This window comes from Tardiphaga sp. 813_E8_N1_3 (assembly GCF_051811025.1).
Classification (GTDB): Bacteria; Pseudomonadota; Alphaproteobacteria; order Rhizobiales; family Xanthobacteraceae; genus Tardiphaga.
Map to the genome: position 1 here is coordinate 5,631,361 of NZ_JBPWQE010000001.1, position 21,644 is coordinate 5,653,004.

Here is a 21,644-nt window from a genome sequence, read left to right on the forward strand (position 1 = left end):
TCTCTCCACTCCGCGTATTCATCGACATTGTCATGGCCGGGCAGAAGCGTTCACACGCTCCTGTCCCGGCCATTGACGTCTTAATCCCTGTGATACCCGTGCTGTAGAAGCTGGTGCCCGGCCTTCCGTCGGACGCAAAAACAGCAAGAGGCGCCCGCCTCTCTCATCGAGGTTGCTGATGTCCGATCTGACGACGCTCCAACAGAATATTTTGGCCGATATTGCCAATGCCTCCGACGAAGCCGCCCTCGAAGCGGTGCGCGTCGGCGCGCTCGGCAAGAAAGGCTCGATCTCCGCGCTGCTTGCCACGCTCGGCAAGATGTCGCCGGAGGAGCGCAAGACCGAGGGCGCCGCGATCAACCTCGCCAAGGATGCCGTCACGCAGGCACTAACCGCGCGCCGCGACGTGTTGAAGTCCGCTGCACTCGATGCACGCCTCGCTTCCGAGACCATCGACGTGACGCTGCCGCTGCGGGATGGCCCCGCTGAACTCGGCCGCATTCATCCGCTCAGCCAGACCTGGGACGAACTGACGACGATCTTCGCCGATATGGGCTTCGCCGTCGCCGAAGGTCCGGACATCGAGACTGACGATTATAACTTCACCAAGCTGAATTTCCCCGAGGGCCATCCGGCCCGCGAAATGCACGACACCTTCTACTTCAATCCGAAGGAAGACGGCTCGCGCCTGCTGCTGCGCACGCATACGTCACCGGTACAGGTACGCACCATGCTGAGCCAGCAGCCGCCGATCCGCGTGATCTGCCCGGGCCGCACCTACCGCAGCGACTCTGACCAGACGCACACGCCGATGTTCCATCAGGTGGAAGGCTTGGTCATCGACAAGGGTTCGCACCTCGGCCACCTCAAATGGATCCTGCACGAATTCTGCAAGGCGTTCTTCGAGGTCGATAACGTCAATATGCGCTTCCGTCCGTCGTTCTTCCCGTTCACGGAGCCGTCGCTGGAAGTCGATATCCAGTGCCGCCGCGACAAGAACGAGATCCGTTTCGGCGAAGGCGAAGATTGGCTCGAGGTTCTCGGCTGCGGCATGGTGCATCCAAATGTGCTGCGCGCCTGCGGCATCGATCCCGATGTGTATCAGGGCTTCGCCTGGGGCATGGGCATCGATCGTATCGCGATGCTGAAATACGGCATGGCCGACCTGCGTCAGCTGTTCGAAGGCGACGTGCGCTGGCTCAATCACTACGGCTTCAAGCCGCTTGAAGTACCGACGCTGGCCGGAGGACTGAGCACGTGAAATTCTCCCTCTCCTGGCTGAAGGATCATCTCGACACTGACGAGTCGCTCGAGACGCTGACCGACAAGCTCACCATGATCGGGCTTGAGGTCGAGCATATCGACGACAAGGCGAAGCTGCTGAAGCCGTTCACAATCGCCGAGATCGTCACGGCCGTGCAGCATCCCAATGCCGACCGCCTGCGCGTCTGCACCGTCAATGTTGGCGACGACAAGCCGCTGCAGATCGTCTGCGGTGCGCCGAATGCGCGCGCGGGACTGAAGACCGTCCTCGCCAGGCCCGGTACTTTCATTCCGGGCAAGGATTTCACCATCGGCCTCGGCAACATCCGCGGCGTCGAAAGCCAGGGCATGCTGTGCTCGGCCGGTGAACTCGGCCTGCCGGACAATATCGACGGCATCATCGAACTGCCGGCCGATGCGCCCGTCGGCGCGATCTATCCCGATTGGGCCAAGCTCGGCGATCCGGTCATCGAGATCAATCTAACGCCGAACCGCCAGGATTGCACCGGTGTGTCCGGCATTGCGCGTGACCTTGCCGCGGCCGACATGGGCGTGTTCAAGAATCCCGGCATCAAGCCGATCAAGGGTGAATTCCCTTGCCCGGTGAAAGTCACCGTCGAAGACCCCAAGCTTTGCCCGGGCTTCGCGCTGCGTCTCGTGCGCGGCGTCAAGAACGGCCCGTCACCGGAGTGGCTGCAGAAGAAGCTGACCTCGATCGGCCTGCGCCCGATCAATGCGCTGGTCGATATCACCAACTTCCTGACCTTCGACCGCGCGCGTCCGCTGCATGTGTTCGATGCGTCTAAGGTAAAGGGCGACATCGTTGTCCGCCGCGCACGTGACGGCGAGACGCTGCTCGCGCTCGACGGCAAGACCTATACGCTCGACAGCAAGGCTTGCGTCATTGCTGATGACAACGGCGTGGAATCGCTCGCCGGCATCATGGGCGGCGAAGCCTCCGGCTGTTCGGAAGAAACCACCGATGTGCTGATCGAATCCGCGCTGTGGAACGAGATCAACATCGCACAGACCGGCCGCAGGCTCGGCATCAATTCCGACGCACGCTATCGTTTCGAACGCGGCGTCGATCCGGTGTTCATGGTGCCCGGCCTCGAACTGGCAACCAAGCTGGTGATGGAACTGTGCGGCGGCACGCCGTCGGAAAGCATCGTGGTCGGCAAGCCTTATGGCGACGACCGCATCATCGATTTCCCGATTGCCGAGGTGAAGCGCCTCGCTGCCATCGACGTGCCATTCCCGGAGATGCGGCGCATCCTGACCCATCTCGGCTTCATGGTGGCCGGCAGTGGTCCTGTGGTGAAGGTCGCGGTGCCGTCATGGCGCAGCGACGTCACCGGCAAGGCTGACATCGTCGAGGAAGTCATGCGCATTTTCGGCGTCGACAAGGTGCCGATGACGCCGTTCCCGCGCGGCGATGCGCCACGCAAGCCTGTGCTCACCCAGATCCAGCAGCGTACCCGCCGCGCCAAGCGTGGACTGGCAGCGCGTGGGCTGGTTGAAGCCGTGACCTGGTCGTTCATCTCGAAACCGCATGCCGAAGTGTTCGGCGGCGGCGCGCCGGAACTGGCGCTGGCCAATCCAATCGCCGCCGATCTCTCCGACATGCGCCCGAGCTTGTTGCCTGGCCTGATCGCGGCCGCTCAGGCCAATGCGCATCGTGGCTCGTCCGACCTCGCATTGTTCGAAGTCGGCCAGATCTTCCGCGGCGACCGCCCGCAGGATCAGTTCATCGCGGCCGCCGGCGTGCGGCGCGGTCTCGCCTCGTCGGCGGGCAACGGCCGTCACTGGTCAGGCGCCAGCGCTGCGAATGCGCTCGACGCCAAGGCCGATGCCTTTGCAGTTCTCGCAGCAGCGGGTGCGCCGACGCAGGCATTGCAGATCGTGGCCGGTGGCGCGAACTGGCTGCATCCCGGCCGTTCCGGTACGATCCAGATCGGTCCACAGAACATCCTCGGTCATTTCGGCGAGCTGCACCCGCGCACGCTCGAAGCACTCGGTGCCGACGGCCCGTTGATGGCATTCGAAGTATTCCTCGATCGCATTCCCGACGCCAAGCAGAAGGCGACCCGGGCCAAACCGACTTTGGAGCTCTCGGCGTTCCAGCCTGTGTCGCGCGATTTCGCCTTCATCGTCGATCGCAAGATCATGTCCGGCGACATCGTCAAGGCCGCGGCCGGCGTCGACAAGAAGCTGGTCACGGCGGTGACCGTGTTCGACGTCTATGAAGGCAAGGGCATCGACGACGACAAGAAGTCGGTGGCCATCGCTGTCACGATCCAACCGCGCGAGAAGACCCTGACCGATCAGGAAATCGATGCGGTGGCAGCGAAGATCGTGGCGGAAGTGACGAAGAAGACCGGCGGCACGTTGCGCGCATGATGGAAGCACTCGGCCTGGTCCAGTATTCGACCACGTCGCTCGTTTTTATCACCGTCACCGCCTTCATCGCTGGACTGGCCCGCGGGTTTTCGGGCTTCGGTTCGGCGCTGATCTTCATGCCGCTCGCCTCAAGCGTGGCCGGCGCGCAAGTCGCGTCGCCCTTGCTGCTGCTGATCGACTTCTCGACCACGCTGACGCTGATCCCGAACGCCGCAAGACGCGCCGACAGGCGCGACGTCAGCATCATTTCGCTGGGCGCACTTATTGGTGTGCCGCTTGGCACGATGGCCTTGACCTGGGCCGATCCGCTCACTGTTCGCTGGGGCATCGTCGCACTGATCGTCACGATGCTGACACTACTGATCTCCGGCTGGCGCTATCCCGGTCAGCCGACGGTGCCAGTGACGGTCAGCGTTGGCGGCGTCGCCGGGTTTTTCGGTGGCTTGGCGCAACTCGGCGGCCCGCCCATAGTGATGTATTGGCTGCGAGACGCGGCAGTCGCGGCCGTCACCCGCGCAAATATCATCCTGTATTTCGCGGTCGCAGACGTCTTGATCATCATCAGCTATGCGATCGGCGGATTGTGGAGTTCCGCCATTCTCGGCCTCGCGGTGATTACCGGACCACTGTTCGGTCTCGGCCTCTGGCTTGGCTCGAAACTGTTCGGCAAGGCCAGCGACGAGCTGTTCCGCAAGATCTGCTACGCGCTGATCGCCGTCTCGGCGCTGATCAGCCTGCCGCTGTTCGACGGGATATTTCACTGACGCTTGCGTGACTTGCCGCGCTAGCCGGCGCGGCGCTAGGGTCTCTCCAATTCAAGAACAACGGGAGAAGACCATGATCGATCGCCGCGACATGCTGAAGTTTGCCGCTGCCGGCGCCGCGGTCTTCGTGGCGCGCCCCGCGCTGGCGCAAACGCCGGCAAAACCCCGCGCCAGGATCATATTTCTCGGCACCAAGGGCGGCCCGCGCGTCGGCGTCGGTGCATCCAATCCCGCCAACGTCGTTGTCGTCAACGACACGCCATTCGTGATCGATTGCGGCATGGGCGTCAGCCGGCAACTGGTCAATGCCGGCGTGCCGATTCCCTCAGTGAAGTATATCTTCATCAGCCACCACCATTCCGATCACAATCTGGAATACGGCAACCTGTTCTACAATGCCTGGGCCGCAGGCCTCTCGACGCCGATCCACTCGTTTGGTCCCAAGGGCATCGAGACAATGACCCGGACTTACTGGGAGCTGAACAAATTCGACGTTGATACCCGCATCGAAGATGAAGGTCGCCCTGATCCACGGCCGTTGCTCGTTGCCAAGGATATCACGGAGGATGGCGTGGTGCTGCAGACCGCCGACGTCAAGGTGACAGCGTTCCGCACACCGCATCCGCCGATCGTCGACAACTTCGCCTACAAATTCGAGACGCCAGACGGCGTCATCGTGTTCTCCAGCGACACCGCTTACAACCCGAAGCTCGCAGAGTTCGCCAAGGGGGCGGACGTGCTGGTGCATGAGGCACTTTACGTGCCCGCTGTTGACCGGCTGGTGATCAAGACGAAGAACGGCGCGACGCTGAAAAAGCATTTGATGGAAAGCCACACCACCACCGAGGATGTCGGCCGCATCGCCGCCGCGGCTGGCGTGAAGGTGCTGGTGCTCAGCCACTTCGTGCCGGGCGACGATCCCGAAGTCACCGACGAAGACTGGATCGAGGGCGCGCGAAAGAATTTTTCCGGCAAGATCATCGTGGCCAAAGATCTGATGCAGCTGGCGCTACCGATGTAGCGCCAATAGCGGCCTCACGTCGCGGCTACTCCAGCCCCGCTCCGCTCGACCGCTGCCGACGCTTCGTGCGCACGGGCTTCTCCGGTTCCGGCTCTTTCATTGCGCCGATCTTCTTGAGCGCCGCCTCTGCTGCGCGCTCGCCGCTTTCCCATGCGCCATCGACCGTGCCCCACAATGTTTCATGCGTGGCTTCGCCGGCAAGGAACAGATTGCCCATAGGCTCAGCCAACACGCGGCGCGAGGCCTGACCACCCGGTGCGGCCCCCGACATGGCTCCGAGCACGAATGGCATCGTATCCCAGCGTGTTGTTGCAGAACGCTTGATCGCAGATTTGATATCGGAGCCGAACAGCTTCGTCAGCCATTCAACGGCGAAAGCCACCATCGCGGCCTCGCCCTGAGTTGCAAGGTCGCGGCCGAATGTGCCGGCGACATCGACGGTACACAGCGATGACCCGCCAATATTCGCAAACAGCGCACCGGTACGTGTGCTCGTGCTTTGCTCGACCATTAGCTCATCGCGACCCAGCCCGAGCGGATTGCCCGTAAACTGTAGCGCGATACGGTCATAGCTGCCGAGGCTGAGTTTTGCCGCCGCGTCGAGCTGCCGCTTTGGCAGTTCCGGCGTGAACTTAATCGCCCCCGACGACAACACATTGCTTGATGCGGTGATGATCACCGCCCGCGCCGCAATGCGCCCTGACGCCGTCTCAACGCCGATGTCGCGCCCGCTCCAGGTCACGCGCGTCGCAGGGGTCGACAGTGCCACCGGAACGGCCTCACCGAGCTTACCCATCAACGCGCCGAGCCCCTGGCGCGTGGCAACATCGATGGCGCGATCCTGTGCGCGCGAAAGATCCAGCGTCGAGAGATCCTTGAGGTCCTTGCCGGTCGCATAGGCCCCGAGCACGAAATCGATCGTGCCCGCCCAGTCCCCGAGGTCCTTCGGCAGCGCCGCGGCGCAGGAGATGTCGGCACGGCGTGCCGCCTCATCGATAGCGCGATTGGCGCGCACCACCGCGGCGAGCAATTCCTCGGTCTCGCCGGCGCGGGCATTGCGACGCCCGATGCGCAGCTTCTGGCTCGGCGGCGACGGCGCGACATCAATTCCCACCGGCCGGGCAAGCTTCACCACTGCGTTAGTTTCCGGCGTGTGCAGCCAGCGCGCGCCACGATCGAAAGGGACGTCGAAACTTGTCGCGTCCGTCATGCAGCGTCCGCCAATCCGGCTGGAGGCCTCGACCACGATCACCTTGCGATTGGCCGCCTGGATGCGACGCGCCGCTGCAATGCCCGCAGCGCCCGCGCCGATCACGACAATGTCAGCATCCCGCGGCAGCGGCGCGGCCAATCCCCTTGCGCCGAACAACGGCGCGAGCGTCAATGCTGCGGACGCCGACAGGAAATCCCGGCGTGAAATTGTCATGACATGGTTTCCGAAATTTTATGATGCATGAGAACGTCCCGCGAACCTTGCCGTATTCGAGGATGTGCAGCAACCGTCGTGGTGAATCAATCGTCACCAGCGCCGCGTGGGCATGAACCAAATTGCAATGGCTCTCGACCATGATGGAGCCAGGGAAAGCGGTCGATATGAACCGCGCTGGGGGAGTCACGATCATGGGCCTCATGCTCGATACGGTCGGGAAACTGATCGCGAAATATCTGCAGAAGGAGCTGCCCGGCTACGAGCCTTTCACGCCGAGCGATCCCGAGCGCCTGCGCGGTATCATTCAGGAAGGTGATGTGTTGCTGGTCGAAGGCAACAACCGCGTCTCCGGCATCATCAAATATCTCACGCAATCGACCTGGTCGCATGCTGCGCTTTATGTCGGGCCGATCGACGGCGCTACGGAGCCGAATGGCGAGCCGCATGTGCTGATCGAGGCCAATATCGGCGAAGGTGTCACCTCGGCACCGCTCTCGAAATATTATCCGTTCCACACCCGGTTGTGCCGCCCGGTCGGTCTGTCCCACGAGGACCGCACCACGGTGTGTCGTTACGCCATCAACCGGATCGGCTTTGGTTACGACACCAAGAACATTCTCGACCTGATGCGCTTCCTGATCCCGCTGCCGGTGCCGCAGCGCTGGCGGCGGCGCATGATCGCTTTCGGCTCCGGCGATCCCACCAAGATCATCTGCTCGGCACTGATCGCGCAGGCTTTCGATGCCGTGCGCTATCCGATTCTGCCGAAAATCACCCGCGCGGGCAGCCGCCAGGCCCGTCGCGAGATTCTGCACATTCGCGATTCATCGCTGTATATGCCCAGGGATTTCGATATCTCGCCCTATTTCGAAGTGGTGAAGCCGACCATCGAACTCGGATTCGACTACACGGCGCTGCACTGGGCTGACAAACAGAAGCCGCTCCGGGAGGTGGCGGGCACTTTCGATCCATTTCCGGACGTCTTCGGCACGCCGCCGTTCATTCCTGAGACGACTGACACGGAAGCGGAAGTGGCTGACGAAGACGTGAGCAGGCCTCGGATCAGGCTAATCGCCTGATCCGCCACTTCAAGACTTGACCGCGCCCGCTGTGAGTCCGCCGACCATGTAGCGCCGGAAGGCGTAGTACACGGCGGCCGGTGGAAGCGCGTAGATGAAGCCCGTGGTCATCAGCAATTCCCACGGCGAGTCGTCAGCTGCGAGGAAGTTCCCGAGTGCCACTGGCAGTGTGATCTCGGTGTCTTTCGACAACAGCAGGAAGGCGTAGAGATATTCGTTCCAGGCGAGCAACAGCGCATAGGTCCCGATTGCAACCAGCGACGGCAGCATCAAGGGCACGTAGACCATGCGAAACAGCTGCAGCGGTGTCGCGCCGTCCATGATGGCGGCTTCGTCGAGCTCGAGCGGCAGTTTGTCCGACGCCTGCTTGAGCACCCAGATCGCATAGGGCGAAGCAATGGTCACCATCGCCAGGATCAGCGACCAGTGATTGTTGAGCAGGCCGTAATTGCCCATGGTGCGATACATCGGCACAGCGAGGAATGCCGCGGGAATGAAATAGGTAAACAGCGCCATGTTCATCACCGTTCGGCCGCCGCGGACGCGCAGGCGACTGATCGCAAAGGCCGCCGATGTCGCAATCACCAGCGTCAGCGCGCCGACCGCCACCGCAATGACGACCGAGTTCAGGAACTGCGCCCAGAAATCGCGCAGAAAATAGTGCTGCTGATTGAACACGATTCTGAAATTATTCAGCGTCGGATGGTCGGGCCACAGCTTGCCCGCGAATGCATCCTGCTTCGGCGAGATCGCGAACAGGAACATGTGGTAGATCGGAATCAGCGTCCAGATCAGCACGGGAATGCCAATCAGCAGCAGTCGCGCTTCGGTTCCGACTTCTCGTAGCGTTGGCACTCTCATCGGGTGAACCTCTTCATCGAGAGAGCCGTTTCATCATGAAATAGACCAGCGGCAGCACCAGCGGCATCGCGCAAACGATGGATGCCATTGACATGTCGAGCTGATCGAGGCGGAGATAGCGAATCCCCAATGTCGACAGAACATGAGTGAGATCGGCTGGCCCGCCTCCCGTCAACAGATAGACGCTGTTAAAGTCGCCGAGCGTCCAGATCATCGAGAGCAGCGTGCAGGTCAGATACAGTGTCTGCATCGATGGCCAGGTGATGAAGCGGAATTTCTGCCACCAGCTGGCGCCGTCCACATCGGCGGCCTCGAACATGTCGGTCGAGATCGCAAGACGCCCTGTCATCAGGATCAGCGTCCAGAACGGCAGTGACTTCCAGATGTGCACCAGAATCGCCAGCGTCAGGCCCATGGCAGGGTCGTTCAGCCAGTTGGGCCCATCCTCGCCGGTGAACTTGAAAATCAGGTTATTGATCACGCCCCATTCGGGATTGAACATGAAGCGGACCGACAGGATGGTCGGGATCGACGGCACCGCCCAGGGCAGGATGAACAGCACCGACAGCCAACGAATCCAGGTGCGCGACTGCACAAAAAAGCCGGACAGGAACAGCGCCACCAGCATCTTGAGATTGATGCCGACGATCAGAAAGATCAGCGTATTGACGACGGCACGCGCAAACACCGGATCGTTATAGAGCGCGACGTAACTCGCGGGGTGACGCGCCAGCCACAAGCCATAACCGATCGGATAGACCACGAAAGCGGCGAAGACGAGCAGATAGGGCGCCAGCATGACGATGCCCCAGACCTGCGGCGTCGTCAGGCGGGCAGACCATGGCCGGCGTGGCAGCGTATCTGCGGGAGCGGGATAGGTGATCGTAACCATGCTGTACACCATTGCAAAAGCCGGCCGCAAAGTGCGGCCGGCTTTGTGTCGGACTAACCCGCGATTTCCTTGATGCGGGCGATCAACTCATCGACCGCCTTCTCGACCGGCACCTTCTCGCTGACCACGCGGTTCATCGCCTTGGCCCAGACGTTCTCGTTGTTGAGGATCGTGAACTTGTAGTTCTTCACGAAATCGAACGACGAGGTGCCACCCGTGAACTGGGTGTAAACTGCCTTGCGATGCTTGTCGGCCTGCCAGAACGGACTTGCCTGTCCGGCCTTGGTCACCGGGAACCAGCGACCAAGCGCACCTTCGACATAGGGGCTGAGGTTTTCTTCTTCCATCAGGAACTTGACGAACTCCTTGGCGCCCGCCTTGTTCTTCGACTGCGAGAAGATCATCCCCGTCTTCACGTCGGAGCGATACTTGATCGGCGTGCCGTCCGGCTTCAGCGGGAACGATGCCGTGACGATCGTGTCCTCATAGGCCTTCTTGCCTGCCGCGCGCTGCTCCGGTGTCAACGTCTGGTTTTGCGAATCCTCGAACCACTTTGCCGCGATCGAAATCGTGAAGTTGTGGGTCATGATGATGCTCTTGTTGTGGAAGGCGACATTGTTGTCGGGGTCCTTCCACGTCGTCGAGGACGGCGGCGTACAGCCCCTGATATAGGTGTCGGTATAGTCCCTGAGCGCGCCGATCAGGCCTTCCTTGACCTTGGGATCGTCAACCAGAAGCTTGCCGTCATCGTCCACCAGCTTGACGTTATAGGCATCCATGAAGGTGTAAAACGACTGCAGCGAGTCCGTGGACTCCACGCCCATCGGCTGGCCGACACCATAGGCGCGGCTGCCTGACGCCTTGCGATAGGCCGGCTGGACCTTGTCGCACCAGAACGACCAATAGCCCTTCCAGTCCTTGGGGATATCGCTGATCTTGTAGCCCGCCTGCTCAAGCAGATCGCTCCAGATCTCCACATGCATCGACTGCTGCTTCAGCGGAAAGCCGTAATAGGCTTTCTTCTTGGTCTGACCGTTCATCAGATAGGCCGTTTCGACCGTATTCGGCGCAAACTTGTCCTTCATCGGCGCCAGGATGTCGGTCAAATCCTCCAGCTTGCCCTCAAAGGCCCACTTGCCCGACGCCTGCACGTCATAAGTATCGGCATAGGCAACGTCCGGCGGCGTGCCGGAATCCAGCGCGGCCACCGTCTTCGGGATCATGTCCTGAATGGCATATTGCGAGAGTTCGACCTTGATCTTGGTCTTGTCCTCGAACTTTTTGATCGCCGCCAGCAGCGATTCATCTTCGGATTTGTAGAAACCCTTGCTGAACCAGACGGTGATGCTTTGCTGCGCGAAGGCGGGCGCTGCGGTCAGAAACAAGCCGGAAGCGGCAGTGGCCAAAACAAGCGCACGGGTACCCTTGGTGATCAAGACGTCGTCCTCCCTGATGATTGTTTTTCTTGAGACTACCTCTTTCTATTTATCCGTCCAGTGAAGAAGTCGATGCTGCGCTGCACTTGTCTGACAACTTCGCAAGGGTTAGGTCTTCGTGATTACGAGGAGAAAATCGGATGCTTGTCGCTGCCGCCAAGGCGTTATCGCAAATTCTTTCACCACCGATGCGCAGCATCCTGTGGAAGTCGATCGGACTTGCCCTGGTTTTAATCACCGTATTGGCGATCGGCATGCAGCGGCTGTTGAACTGGGCTGCCACTTCGGGCGGCGTCTGGGCCGAAAGTGCTGTCGGGTCGGACTACCACACGATGATCAATATGCTGTCCTGGATCTTGTCGATCGCCGCCGGCCTAAGCGTCGTCGCAGGTGCAATCTTTCTGATGCCGGCGATCACGTCACTGGTCGCCAGCGTGTTCGTCGATGATGTCGCCGATGTCGTCGAGCGCGAGCACTATCCCGCGGAGCGTGTCGGCGTCGCATTGCCGTTCGGGCTCGCCATTACCGAAGGCGGCAAGACCGCGCTGCTGACCATCGCGGTCTATCTGATCGCGCTGCCCTTCGTGTTGTTCGCCGGCATTGGTTTCATCGTCTTCTTCATCGCGACCGCCTGGCTGCTCGGCCGCGAATATTTCGAGCTGGCCGCCATGCGGTTCCGCTCACCGGCGGACGCCAAGGCGATGCGCAAGCAGCATGCGGCGACGGTGTTCACCGCCGGGCTGTTCATTGCAGCCTTCGTCTCTATCCCGATCGTCAACCTGGCCACGCCGCTATTCGGCATGGCCTTCATGGTCCATATGCACAAGCGATTGAGCGGCCCGCGACCGGAGCTGATCGAGCCGGGTCGGGTGACGAGGATACCGGTGGCCTAGACCACCGTCTTCTCCGGCCACTGGCACAGATCGTTGATCAGACATACCTCGCAGCGCGGCTTGCGCGCGAGGCACGTGTAGCGGCCGTGCAAGATCAGCCAATGATGGGCATGCAGCATGAACTCTTCGGGAATCACGCGCTCCAATTCGAGTTCGACCTCCAGCACGTTCTTGCCCGGCGCCATATTGGTGCGATTGCCGACGCGAAACACATGGGTATCCACGGCCATCGTATGCTCGCCGAACGCCATGTTGAGTACGACATTGGCTGTTTTGCGCCCGGCACCCGGCAGTGATTCGATTTCGGCGCGGGTGCGCGGCACGACGCCGCCGAATTCGCGGATCAGCTTTTCCGACAGCGCGATGACGTTCTTCGCCTTGGTGCGGTAGAGTCCGATCGTCTTGATGTAGTCCCGCACCGTCTCTTCGCCGAGATCAATCATTTTCTGCGGCGTATCGGCGATGGGAAACAGCGCGCGAGTCGCCTTGTTGACGCCGGCGTCGGTCGCCTGCGCCGACAACACCACAGCCACGAGCAGCGTATAGGGATTGAGATGCTCGAGCTCGCCCTTGGGCTCGGGATTGGCCTTGCGGAAGCGCGAGAAGGCTTCATGGACCTGGGCTTTGGTCCAAGGCTTCAACTTGTTCGGTTTCAGCTTGATAGGCTTCGGCTTGGCCATCTTCTTCGCAGGCGCCTTGACCGCTTTCGCTACAACCTTCTTTGCAGGACTGGATTTCGTGCTGGCGGGGAGCTTGCGGGTGATTTTCGGCATCAAAGGGATATACTGAGGGACCATGACATCAGGCAACGACTTTGACGTCCTGCAGGAACCGATGCTGTTCAGCGCGCTGCTGCGTCCGCATCGCGCGCTGGGTCGCAAGGGCTTCCTCGTGCTCATGGGTTTCATCAGCGCGGTCTCGTTCGGCGCGGGGATGGCCTTCCTGCTAATGGGCGCCTGGCCGGTGTTCGGCTTCTTCGGCCTCGACCTGCTGGCGATCTATATCGCCTTCAAGATCTACGACAGACGCGCCAGGGCCACCGAAGAGATCACGGTCACGCCGTCGGAAATCCGTGTGCGCCGGGTCAGCCCATCAGGCGACGTCGTGGAATGGGCATTCAATCCGCTCTGGGTGCAGATCGATCAGGTGTGCCACGCCGAATTCGGCATCGAGCAGCTTTTTCTGGTGTCGCGCGGCCGTCGGGTGTCGATCGCACGGTTCCTCGGCGCGGAGGAAAAGGCAAGCTTTATCAAAGCCTTGATGGAAGCGCTCCAGGCTGCCAAACGCGGCCCGACCTATAATCCGGTGAGCTGATGATCCACCGGGAAACGGGTGGTTTGCGCGCCGGGACAGGCCTACATCGATATCATGATGAATCTTGCCAGAGACCTAGCGATGACTGAGCATCGCCCGATCAAGCCGGGCCAGCGCGACGCGGCCCTGCGCGATTACGATTCCGTACGCCGTGCCATCGGCTTCATGCACTCACAGTGGCGGGACCAGCCCAACATCGAGGCCGTGGCGGACGCCGCAAGCGTGACGCCGGACGAGTTGTACCACCTGTTCCGCCGCTGGGCCGGACTGACACCGAAAGCGTTCATGCAGGCGCTGACGCTCGATCACGCCAAGCACCTGCTGCGCGATTCCGCCAGCGTCCTCGACGCAGCGCTCGACTCCGGCCTTTCCGGCCCGGGCCGGCTGCACGATCTGTTTGTAACCCATGAAGCGATGTCACCCGGAGAATGGAAAACCGGCGGCGCCGGCATGGAGTTGCGCTACGGCTTCCATCCCTCGCCGTTCGGCACAGCGATCGTGATCGCCAGCGACCGCGGCCTTGCAGGTCTCGCTTTCTCCGATCCAGGCGACGAACAGCGCGCTTTCGCCGACATGAGCCGGCGCTGGCCCGCGGCCACATTGATTGAGGACACTCCCGGCACAGCCGGACTGGCGCAGCGCATCTTCGACAGCAAGCTGTGGCGCCCGGACCAACCGTTGCGGGTGGTGCTGATCGGCACCGACTTCGAAGTCCGTGTCTGGGAAACGCTGCTGAAAATCCCGATGGGCCGCGCCGTCAGCTATTCGGATATCGCCTGCAAGATCGAAAACCCGAAGGCCGCACGCGCCGTCGGCGCCGCCGTCGGCAGGAATCCGATTTCCTTCGTGGTGCCGTGCCACCGCGCGCTCGGCAAGTCCGGCGCGCTGACGGGTTATCATTGGGGCATCACACGGAAGCAGGCAATGATCGGCTGGGAGGCCGGACAGGTCGGGGTGAGCTAAAGACGAGTCAGAGACGCTGGGCGTGACTTCTGTAACCAGCAGGCCGCGAGATGGACGCGACCTGCTGGATCGCGATGATCAGGAAACTTCCTTCAGCACCGGCACTGCCGCCTCGTCTGGCTTCATTTCTTCCAGACTACGATTGCGGGGCTCGATACCCAGCGCCCATACCGTGATAATCTGCAGCACCAGCAATCCGATCATCAGTGCCATCACACCTGCAACGCCCCGTGCCTCGAAGAGCGTCACCACCAGGAACGGCGTCACGATGGTGGCGCCACGCCCCAGCGTATTGACGATCCCCGATGCCCGCAGACGCACTTCGGTCGGGAACAGTTCGGGGATGTAGATGCCGAACAGCAGCGCAACCAGCACATAGATCGGGATCGTGAGCGCGAAGCCCACCGCTGGCAGCAGCAGCGGATCGGAAATCATCGGATAGATGATGCCCAGCACCACCGCGATCAGCGACGAACCGATGATGGTCGGCTTGCGACCCCAACGATCCGCTGTCAACGCGCCGATGGCCGAGCCGACCGGAGCACCCAGCGCCATCAGCAACGAGTAACTGAACGACGTCGCGACGCTCAATCCCTGCTTGATGAAGAACACCGGCAGCCAGGTCACGAAGCCATACAGTAATGTGTTGATGGTGATCAGGCAGACCGAACCGACGATCATGCGCGACAGCAGCGGCGGCGCGAACAGCGACGACAGCTGGCCGGACGCCTGCACGGTCGGGACCGTGGTCACCGGCGGCAGCGGCTTGCCCTGGGCAGCCTCGCTCTCGATCTTCTGCATGAGCGCCTCAGCTTCCTCGCGGCGGCCGACGGCCTCGAGCCAGCGCGGCGACTCCGGCAGGTTCTTGCGCATGTACCAGACCACCAGCGCACCGATGCCGCCGAGCACGAACATGGCGCGCCATCCGAACATCGGCACCACGAACGAGGCCACCAGTAGCGCCACCGGCAGGCCACTAACGACGCAGACGGCCATCAGCCCTAGATACTTGCCGCGCGAACGTGCGGGAACGAACTCGGTCATCGTCGAGTAGCCGACCACGTTTTCAGCGCCGAGCCCGAGGCCCATTACGAAGCGGCAGAGGATCAGGATGGTCATGTTTGGTGCGAATGCCGCCGCAAGCGATGCCACGCCGAACAGCAACAGATTGAACTGGTAGGAGAATCGACGGCCGTAGCGATCACCGAGAAAGCCCGTGGCGAACGAGCCGAGCATCATTCCGAAGAACGTCGCCGAAATGAACAGCGCATTCTCGGCGAGTGTCGAGAAGCCGCTTTTGAGCGTCACGCCCAGCACTGTTCCTGCGATGTAGATGTCAAAGCCGTCGAAAAACATTCCAATCCCGATCAACGTCATGATGCGGTAGTGGAACGGTCCGATCGGCAGCCGGTCCAACCGGCCGCCTGCATTTACTGATGTCGGCATCGTCGTCTCTCCCTGTGTGTTTTCATGTCGATTGGCGCCGTCCCTCTGTGGGGGATCTGTTGGCGATCGCCTTGCTCTAGTTCAGTCGCTTCTGCCCCGCAGTGTCGCGATACCAGTCGAACGGACCATCGCCCGTCGCGACCATCACGCTCTTGGTGTTGAAGTGATCGTCGAAGCTTTCGGTGCCGCATTCACGGCCGATGCCACTGTCGTCCACGCCGCCCCAGGGCGATGCGGGATCGAGGCGATGATGATCGTTGATCCAGACTATCCCCGCCTTGACGCGGCCAGCGACGCGATGCGCGCGCGCGACATCACGGGTGCGAATGGCTGCTGCAAGCCCGAACGGGGAATCATTGGCCAGACGCAACGCATCGGCTTCGTCCTTGAACGGCGTGACAGATGTGAACGGACCGAACACCTCTTCCTGGAAGATGCGCATGTCCGACCGAACATCGGCGAACACCGTGGGCTCCACGAAGAACCCGTTTTCGTGACCGGCTATCTTTGCCGCTACGCCACCAGCAACCAGCCGGGCACCGTCTTCGTGACCGAAACGCGCATAGGAAAGCACGCGGTCACGCTGGCGCGCCGAGATCACCGGGCCGAGCTGCGTATTGGGATCGAACGGATCGCCGATGCGGATCGACTTCGTCTTGGCCTGCAGCTTGGCTACGAACTCATCGTAGATCGAAGCCTGCACGATATGCCGTGAGGCGCAGACGCAAGTCTGGCCGGCGCCGATGAAAGCGCCGAAAGCGGCGTAATTGACCGCTTGATCGACATCGAAATCATCGAACACCATGACGGGCGTCTTGCCGCCAAGCTCCATGGTCTGATGCGCGAACACCTTCGCTGCCGAAGCACCGGCGATGCGCCCAGCCTCGGTGCCGCCGGTCAACACCAGCTTGTTGATGTCGGGATGTTCGGACAACATCTTGCCGGCACTTGGGCCATAGCCCAGCACAATATTGAACACACCCGGCGGCAGGCCGGCTTCGGTGAAGATTTGCGCGAGCTTCAGCGTGGTCAGGGGCGTGTATTCCGAAGGCTTCACGACCGTCACGCAGCCGGTGGCCAGCACGGCCGCCAGCGACTTGCACAGAATCATCAGCGGGTGATTGAACGGCGTACAGTTCGCCACGATCCCGATCGGCGTGCGCAGTGTGTAGTTGAGATACGCACCTTCGACCGGGATGACCGAGTCGCGCCGCGCCAGCGCAACGCCGGCGAAATAGCGGAAGAAATCAGGGAGACGCGCAAGCTGCGCACGGGTCTCGTTGACTGGACGGCCGTTGTTCAACGTCTCCAGCCGGTACAATGTGTCGAGATTGGCCTCGAATGCATCGGCAAGCTTGTTGATGAGGCGCGCGCGGGCGCGCGTATCCAAGCCACCCCAGGCGCGTCCTTCGAACGCCGCACGCGCGCTCTTCATCGCATGATCGATATCGGCCGCGGTCGAATTGGGGATTCGCGCGATGACGTCGCCCGTAGCCGGGTTTCGCACATCAATCATCTCGCCGTTGCCGGCTTCGACCTCACGGCCATCGACGAAGTTGCCGTGAATCTCGACATCGATGGAGCCGGTTTTTGCTGGAATGTTCATAGATCTCTCCCTTCGACGATGATCGCGTTACGCGCCAAGGCCGGTAGCACGCGCTTTTCTGTTTTCTCGATATGAGCCTTGATGATGCGCGCCGCGCCGCGCTGGTCGCGGCGCTGCATGGCGTCGATCAGGCTGACGTGCTCACCCACGAGCTGCATGTGATCGCGGCCCTTGACGTTGGCGATGCTGACACGCACCAGCCGGTCGGCCTGTTCGATCAGATCGCGCGCGGCCGACGCCATGCGCCGGTTGCCGGACGCCTGTGCCAGCGCGATGTGGAAGGCCCGGTTGTAGTCGATGAAATCTTCCGCCGAGCCGTCGAACGACCGGTACTGGTCCAACCCGCGCAGGATGTCGTCCGAGGCCTGCTCGATCGCCTCCGACACACAGGCCGGCTCGACCGCATAGCGAAACCGCAACAGGTCCCGGGCGTCCGAGATCGAGATCGGATTGACCCGGTAACCCTGGCGCGGCTGCACCGTCACGAGATGCTCCCGCTCCAGCCGCAGCAGAGCTTCGCGTACGGGCTGACGGCTGACCGCATAGCGCTCCGCCAATTCCTGTTCCCGCATATCATCGCCCGGCATAAAGCGACACATGAGGATATCAGACCTGAGGCTATTGTAGACATTATCCCGAAGAAGCACGGATATTTCCTCTGATTCTTCTTCCAAGATGCTCCTCGTGAAATATCACGTCAAGTCAGATTTGCGCGATCGGGGACTTGCTTTTGCGCGGTGGTCCGGGACACAACAGGACAGGCGGATGCGACAGCCGATCAGGCTGCGGGCCGGAAGCTTTTGACGGGAGAGGCAAAAATGGCAGATCGGCGCTTGGCAAACGGCACCGTCAATGCAGCGCAATTCGGCGAAGGACCAGCCATCGTGCTGCTTCACTCGCTGCTGTCTGACCGAGCAAGCTTCGACAGGATCGTGCCGTCACTGGCCAAAACCCACCGTGTCATTGTTCCCGAATTGCCGGGCTTTGGGGGATCAGACGCCGTAAGCGGCGGACTGGCGGCGGTGGCGGACCGCGTGGCGGAGGCCGTCGGGGACTGCGGCGACGGCACGGACACGATCGTGCTCGGTAACGGCTATGGCGGTTTCGTTGCCTTGCAGATGGCGATCCGCCATCCGGGCATCGCAAGCCGTCTGGTTCTCGCCGATTGCGGCGCAGCGTTTTCCGAACCCGGTCGTGAGGCGTTCCGCAACATGGCGACGGCAGCATCGACCAAGGGATTGCCGGCGGTTACCGACGTCGCGATGCGACGCTTGTTCGCCGCCGAATTTCAGGAGCATAATCCGGAGCTGATGCGCGATCGCCGCGAGGCCTTTTTACGCACCAATCCCGGGGTGTTTCAAAGCGCCTGCGAGTCCTTGGCGACGCTGGACCTGCGCCCCGAGATCGGGACCGTCAAAGTGCCGGTGCTGGTACTGGTCGGCGAGCACGATGAAGCGACGCCACCACCGATGTCCAGAGAGCTTGCTGCCGGACTACCTGATGCACGGCTGATCGTGCTTCCGGGCTGCGCGCATGTCCCGCAGCTTCAGAAGCCGGACGTCTTTCTCGATGCGATCTCGGATTTCGTGTCGGTTGCGATGGCGCGCTAACGGCGCCACGCAACCGAGCCCGTCGATCAACTCGCCAGATCGACCTTCGACGCCACCGTCGCATCGGCATTCAGCCGGTAGATCACCGGCACGCCGGTCGCGAGTTCGCGGGCCAGAATGCCTTCCGGCGTCAGCTTCTCCAGCACCATGATCAGCGCGCGCAGCGAATTGCCGTGCGCGGCGACCAGCGTGCGCTCGCCGCGCAGCACACAAGGCAGGATCTCCTGCACGAAATACGGCAGCGTGCGCGCCAGCGTATCCTTCAGGCTTTCGCCGCCAGGCGGCGGCACGTCATAGGAACGGCGCCAGACATGGACCTGCTCCTCACCCCATTTGGCGCGGGCATCGTCCTTGTTGAGACCAGAGAGGTCGCCGTAATCGCGCTCGTTCAGCGCGAGGTTTTTGGTGATCGGCAAACCCGTCTGGCCCATCTCTTCCAGTGCGAGATTGAGCGTGTGCTGCGCGCGGGTCAGCGCCGAGGTGAACGCGACATCGAAGGTCAAGCCCTGCGCCTTCAGCTTGCGGCCGGCTTCCTTGGCCTCTGCGACGCCCTTCTCGGTGAGATCAGGATCTTTCCAGCCGGTGAAAAGGTTCTTCAGATTCCATTCGCTCTGTCCGTGACGGACGAGGACGAGAAGACGTTCGTTCATCGACAATTCCGTTTCGTTCTTTCTTACATTTCACCAAGGCCGAGCACGTCAGCCATCGAGTACAAACCGGGCTTTTTTCCGTGTGCCCACATCGCCGCCTTCAGCGCGCCGTTCGCAAAGATCATGCGATCGTCGGCCTTGTGCGTCAGCTCGATGCGTTCATTGGGGCCGGCGAAGATCACCGTGTGATCACCGGCTACGGTGCCGCCGCGGAGTGAAGCAAATCCGATATCGCCGGTCTTGCGCGCGCCGGTGAGACCATCGCGGCCACGCGCTGAATGCTGGTCGAGCGGAATCCCGCGACCTTCGGCTGCAGCCTGACCCAGCATGAAGGCCGTGCCAGATGGCGCGTCGATCTTGGCCTTGTGATGCATCTCCAGCACTTCGATATCGAACCCGTCATCGAGCGACTGCGCGACGCGCTTTACCAGCGCAGCGAGCAGGTTGACGCCGAGGCTCATATTGCCCGACTGCACGACGATGGCCTGGCCGGTCACGCTCTTGATGACGGCATTGTCTGACGACGACAGACCGGTGGTGCCGATCACATGGACGAGGCCGCGCTGGGCGGCGATGGCGACATTGGCGATCGTCGCGGCAGGCACGGTGAAGTCGAGAATGCCATCGGCATCCTTCGACAGCGTCCAAAGGTCGGCCGAGAGTTTGACGCCGTTCTCGGGCAGGCCGGCGAGCACACCGGCATCCTGTCCGAGCAATTCAGAGCCCGGCGCTTCCAGCGCGCCGGCGAGAACTGCGCCCGGGGTTTCGGAGATGGTGCGGATCAACGCGCGGCCCATTCGGCCGCCGGCGCCAGCAACGATCAGTCTCATGTCAGACATTGAACGATCCTCAGTATCTCAAGGCGGTATAGCGGCGCGCTGCCACGGCGGCAACACGCCCACGGTACCTAAAGTCCTTAGATACCAATCAGATCAGACACATGCTTAAGGCCTGCGGCTTCAAACTTGTTCGCTCAAGGCTGCGGCCCCTCATAGCCCTCGATGATCACGAGGTCACTCTCGCCATGGGGTTTGCGCATCTCGACGAGGCGCTGGTATTCCGGCGAATTGTAGCAGGCCAGCGCGGTCGCGTAGTCCTTGAATTCGAGCACGACATTGCGCGAACGCGAACTGCCTTCCTTGGCCTCGAACTGACCGCCGCGCACCAGGAATTTGGCCCCGAATTTATTGAAGACCGGACCGTTCTCGGCCACGTATTGCTTGTAACCGTCCATATTGTGCACGTCGACACGCGCAATCCAGTAAGCCTTGGCCATCTGTCTCTCTCCCTGTCCCGTTCTTACTTGTTCGTCAGAGCCTGCGTGATTTCGGCGACGATCGCCTCGGCCGCTGCCTTCGGATCGGAGGCTTCCATTACCGGACGGCCGACCACCAGATAGTCCGAACCTTCGGTAATCGCGCGTGCCGGGGTCATGATCCGCTTCTGATCGCCCGCATCACTGCCCGCAGGGCGCACGCCGGGCGTGACCAGACACATCTCGGGCTTGATATACTTGCGCAGGTTCGCGGCCTCTTCCGGCGAGCAGACGAGGCCATCGATACCGAGCGCCTGCGCCTGCTGCGCGCGCGTGGCTACGAGATCGCTGACACAGAGCTGATAGCCAGCGGCTTTCAGATCCTCGTTGTCGTAAGAGGTCAGCACAGTCACGGCGAGGATCTTCAGGCCGGAGCCCTTGCTGGCATTGGCCGCCGCCTGCATGGTCTGCGGATAGGCATGCACGGTGAGGAAGGTCGCGCCGAGCTTCGCCACGCTTTCCACGCCGCGCGCGACGGTGTTGCCGATGTCGTGCATCTTCAGATCAGCAAACACCTTCTTGCCGGCATCGGCGAGCTTGCGCACCAGCGGCAGGCCACCGGCATAACCAAGCTGATAGCCGATCTTGTAGAAAGACACGCTGTCGCCGAGCCGCGCGATCATCGCTTCGGCAGCCTCAACATCCGGCAAATCGAGCGCGACGATCAGGCGGTCGCGGGGATCAATGGTCTGCAACGTCATG

21 protein-coding genes are annotated in these 21,644 nt (G+C 61.7%); 9 read left to right on the top strand and 12 right to left on the bottom strand.

The features are described 5' to 3' along the window. The first annotated feature begins 178 nt into the window (after positions 1-178). The 4 genes from pheS (at position 179) to AB8A33_RS26655 (ending at position 5,448) form a co-directional block, all read left to right on the top strand. A complete protein-coding gene (gene pheS / locus AB8A33_RS26640; RefSeq protein ID WP_439095524.1) occupies positions 179-1,261 on the top strand; it encodes a phenylalanine--tRNA ligase subunit alpha in 1,083 nt (360 codons plus the stop codon). Beyond that, on the top strand, positions 1,258-3,663 hold the full coding sequence (gene pheT, locus AB8A33_RS26645) for a phenylalanine--tRNA ligase subunit beta (protein ID WP_439095525.1): 2,406 nt from the start codon (positions 1,258-1,260) through the stop codon (positions 3,661-3,663). Before pheS ends, pheT begins: the two co-directional genes overlap by 4 nt. Beyond that, positions 3,660-4,427: a TSUP family transporter gene (locus AB8A33_RS26650; protein ID WP_439095526.1), complete on the top strand. Its 768-nt coding sequence runs from the start codon at positions 3,660-3,662 to the stop codon at positions 4,425-4,427. The genes pheT and AB8A33_RS26650 overlap by 4 nt, the downstream gene beginning before the upstream one ends. 73 nt (positions 4,428-4,500) lie before the next feature. After that, complete coding sequence (locus AB8A33_RS26655) at positions 4,501-5,448, top strand: MBL fold metallo-hydrolase (protein WP_439095527.1); 948 nt, start codon at positions 4,501-4,503, stop codon at positions 5,446-5,448. A gap of 25 nt (positions 5,449-5,473) precedes the next feature. Here AB8A33_RS26655 and AB8A33_RS26660 read toward each other — a convergent pair whose 3' ends face one another. Continuing rightward, positions 5,474-6,874 carry a flavin monoamine oxidase family protein gene (locus tag AB8A33_RS26660; RefSeq protein ID WP_439095528.1) on the bottom strand — a complete coding sequence of 467 codons (1,401 nt, stop codon included), beginning with the start codon at positions 6,872-6,874 and terminating at the stop codon, positions 5,474-5,476. 194 nt (positions 6,875-7,068) lie between these two features. On the opposite strand from AB8A33_RS26660, the gene AB8A33_RS26665 reads away from it, so the two are divergent. Further along, positions 7,069-7,956 carry a YiiX/YebB-like N1pC/P60 family cysteine hydrolase gene (locus AB8A33_RS26665; protein ID WP_439095529.1) on the top strand — a complete coding sequence of 296 codons (888 nt, stop codon included), beginning with the start codon at positions 7,069-7,071 and terminating at the stop codon, positions 7,954-7,956. Positions 7,957-7,965: 9 nt separating this feature from the next. Here the strand turns inward: AB8A33_RS26665 and AB8A33_RS26670 are convergent, their stop codons facing one another. From AB8A33_RS26670 to AB8A33_RS26680, 3 genes are read right to left on the bottom strand one after another with little or no spacing between them, the layout of a single operon-like run. Then, positions 7,966-8,817 carry a carbohydrate ABC transporter permease gene (locus AB8A33_RS26670; protein WP_068730277.1) on the bottom strand — a complete coding sequence of 284 codons (852 nt, stop codon included), beginning with the start codon at positions 8,815-8,817 and terminating at the stop codon, positions 7,966-7,968. 13 nt (positions 8,818-8,830) lie between these two features. Continuing rightward, complete coding sequence (locus AB8A33_RS26675) at positions 8,831-9,709, bottom strand: carbohydrate ABC transporter permease (protein WP_439095530.1); 879 nt, start codon at positions 9,707-9,709, stop codon at positions 8,831-8,833. A gap of 53 nt (positions 9,710-9,762) precedes the next feature. Then, complete coding sequence (locus AB8A33_RS26680) at positions 9,763-11,145, bottom strand: ABC transporter substrate-binding protein (protein ID WP_439095531.1); 1,383 nt, start codon at positions 11,143-11,145, stop codon at positions 9,763-9,765. Between the two features lie 140 nt (positions 11,146-11,285). On the opposite strand from AB8A33_RS26680, the gene AB8A33_RS26685 reads away from it, so the two are divergent. Further along, a complete protein-coding gene (locus AB8A33_RS26685; RefSeq protein WP_439095532.1) occupies positions 11,286-12,038 on the top strand; it encodes a sulfate transporter family protein in 753 nt (250 codons plus the stop codon). Here AB8A33_RS26685 and nth read toward each other — a convergent pair. Next, complete coding sequence (nth, locus tag AB8A33_RS26690) at positions 12,035-12,811, bottom strand: endonuclease III (protein ID WP_439095533.1); 777 nt, start codon at positions 12,809-12,811, stop codon at positions 12,035-12,037. The genes AB8A33_RS26685 and nth overlap by 4 nt on opposite strands. A gap of 22 nt (positions 12,812-12,833) precedes the next feature. Between nth and AB8A33_RS26695 the strand changes: the two genes are divergently transcribed. Next, entirely contained in the window at positions 12,834-13,352 is a 519-nt protein-coding gene (locus AB8A33_RS26695; protein ID WP_439095534.1) for a DUF2244 domain-containing protein, read from the top strand. An 81-nt stretch (positions 13,353-13,433) separates the two neighbouring features. Then, complete coding sequence (locus AB8A33_RS26700) at positions 13,434-14,315, top strand: methylated-DNA--[protein]-cysteine S-methyltransferase (RefSeq protein WP_439095535.1); 882 nt, start codon at positions 13,434-13,436, stop codon at positions 14,313-14,315. Positions 14,316-14,393: 78 nt separating this feature from the next. On the opposite strand, the gene AB8A33_RS26705 is transcribed toward AB8A33_RS26700, so the two are convergent. The 3 genes from AB8A33_RS26705 to AB8A33_RS26715 form a co-directional block, all read right to left on the bottom strand. Beyond that, complete coding sequence (locus tag AB8A33_RS26705; protein ID WP_439095536.1) at positions 14,394-15,761, bottom strand: MFS transporter; 1,368 nt, start codon at positions 15,759-15,761, stop codon at positions 14,394-14,396. A gap of 76 nt (positions 15,762-15,837) precedes the next feature. Then, on the bottom strand, positions 15,838-17,367 hold the full coding sequence (locus AB8A33_RS26710; RefSeq protein WP_439095537.1) for an aldehyde dehydrogenase: 1,530 nt from the start codon (positions 17,365-17,367) through the stop codon (positions 15,838-15,840). Then, the gene (locus AB8A33_RS26715) at positions 17,364-18,014 is read right to left on the bottom strand and encodes a GntR family transcriptional regulator (protein ID WP_439096071.1); all 651 of its coding nucleotides are present in this window, start codon (positions 18,012-18,014) and stop codon (positions 17,364-17,366) included. Before AB8A33_RS26715 ends, AB8A33_RS26710 begins: the two co-directional genes overlap by 4 nt. A 171-nt stretch (positions 18,015-18,185) precedes the next feature. Between AB8A33_RS26715 and AB8A33_RS26720 the strand changes: the two genes are divergently transcribed. After that, on the top strand, positions 18,186-18,977 hold the full coding sequence (locus AB8A33_RS26720) for an alpha/beta fold hydrolase (RefSeq protein WP_439095538.1): 792 nt from the start codon (positions 18,186-18,188) through the stop codon (positions 18,975-18,977). A 26-nt stretch (positions 18,978-19,003) separates the two neighbouring features. On the opposite strand, the gene AB8A33_RS26725 is transcribed toward AB8A33_RS26720, so the two are convergent. The 4 genes from AB8A33_RS26725 to pyrF form a co-directional block, all read right to left on the bottom strand. Beyond that, positions 19,004-19,627, bottom strand: coding sequence for a 2,3-bisphosphoglycerate-dependent phosphoglycerate mutase (locus AB8A33_RS26725; protein WP_439095539.1), 624 nt, complete (start codon positions 19,625-19,627; stop codon positions 19,004-19,006). 23 nt (positions 19,628-19,650) lie between these two features. Further along, complete coding sequence (dapB, locus tag AB8A33_RS26730; RefSeq protein ID WP_439095540.1) at positions 19,651-20,466, bottom strand: 4-hydroxy-tetrahydrodipicolinate reductase; 816 nt, start codon at positions 20,464-20,466, stop codon at positions 19,651-19,653. A gap of 134 nt (positions 20,467-20,600) precedes the next feature. Next, positions 20,601-20,903, bottom strand: a complete 303-nt coding sequence (locus AB8A33_RS26735; protein WP_439095541.1) for a DUF1330 domain-containing protein — start codon at positions 20,901-20,903, stop codon at positions 20,601-20,603. 23 nt (positions 20,904-20,926) lie between these two features. Then, entirely contained in the window at positions 20,927-21,643 is a 717-nt protein-coding gene (gene pyrF, locus AB8A33_RS26740) for an orotidine-5'-phosphate decarboxylase (protein ID WP_439095542.1), read from the bottom strand. Position 21,644 lies beyond the last annotated feature (1 nt).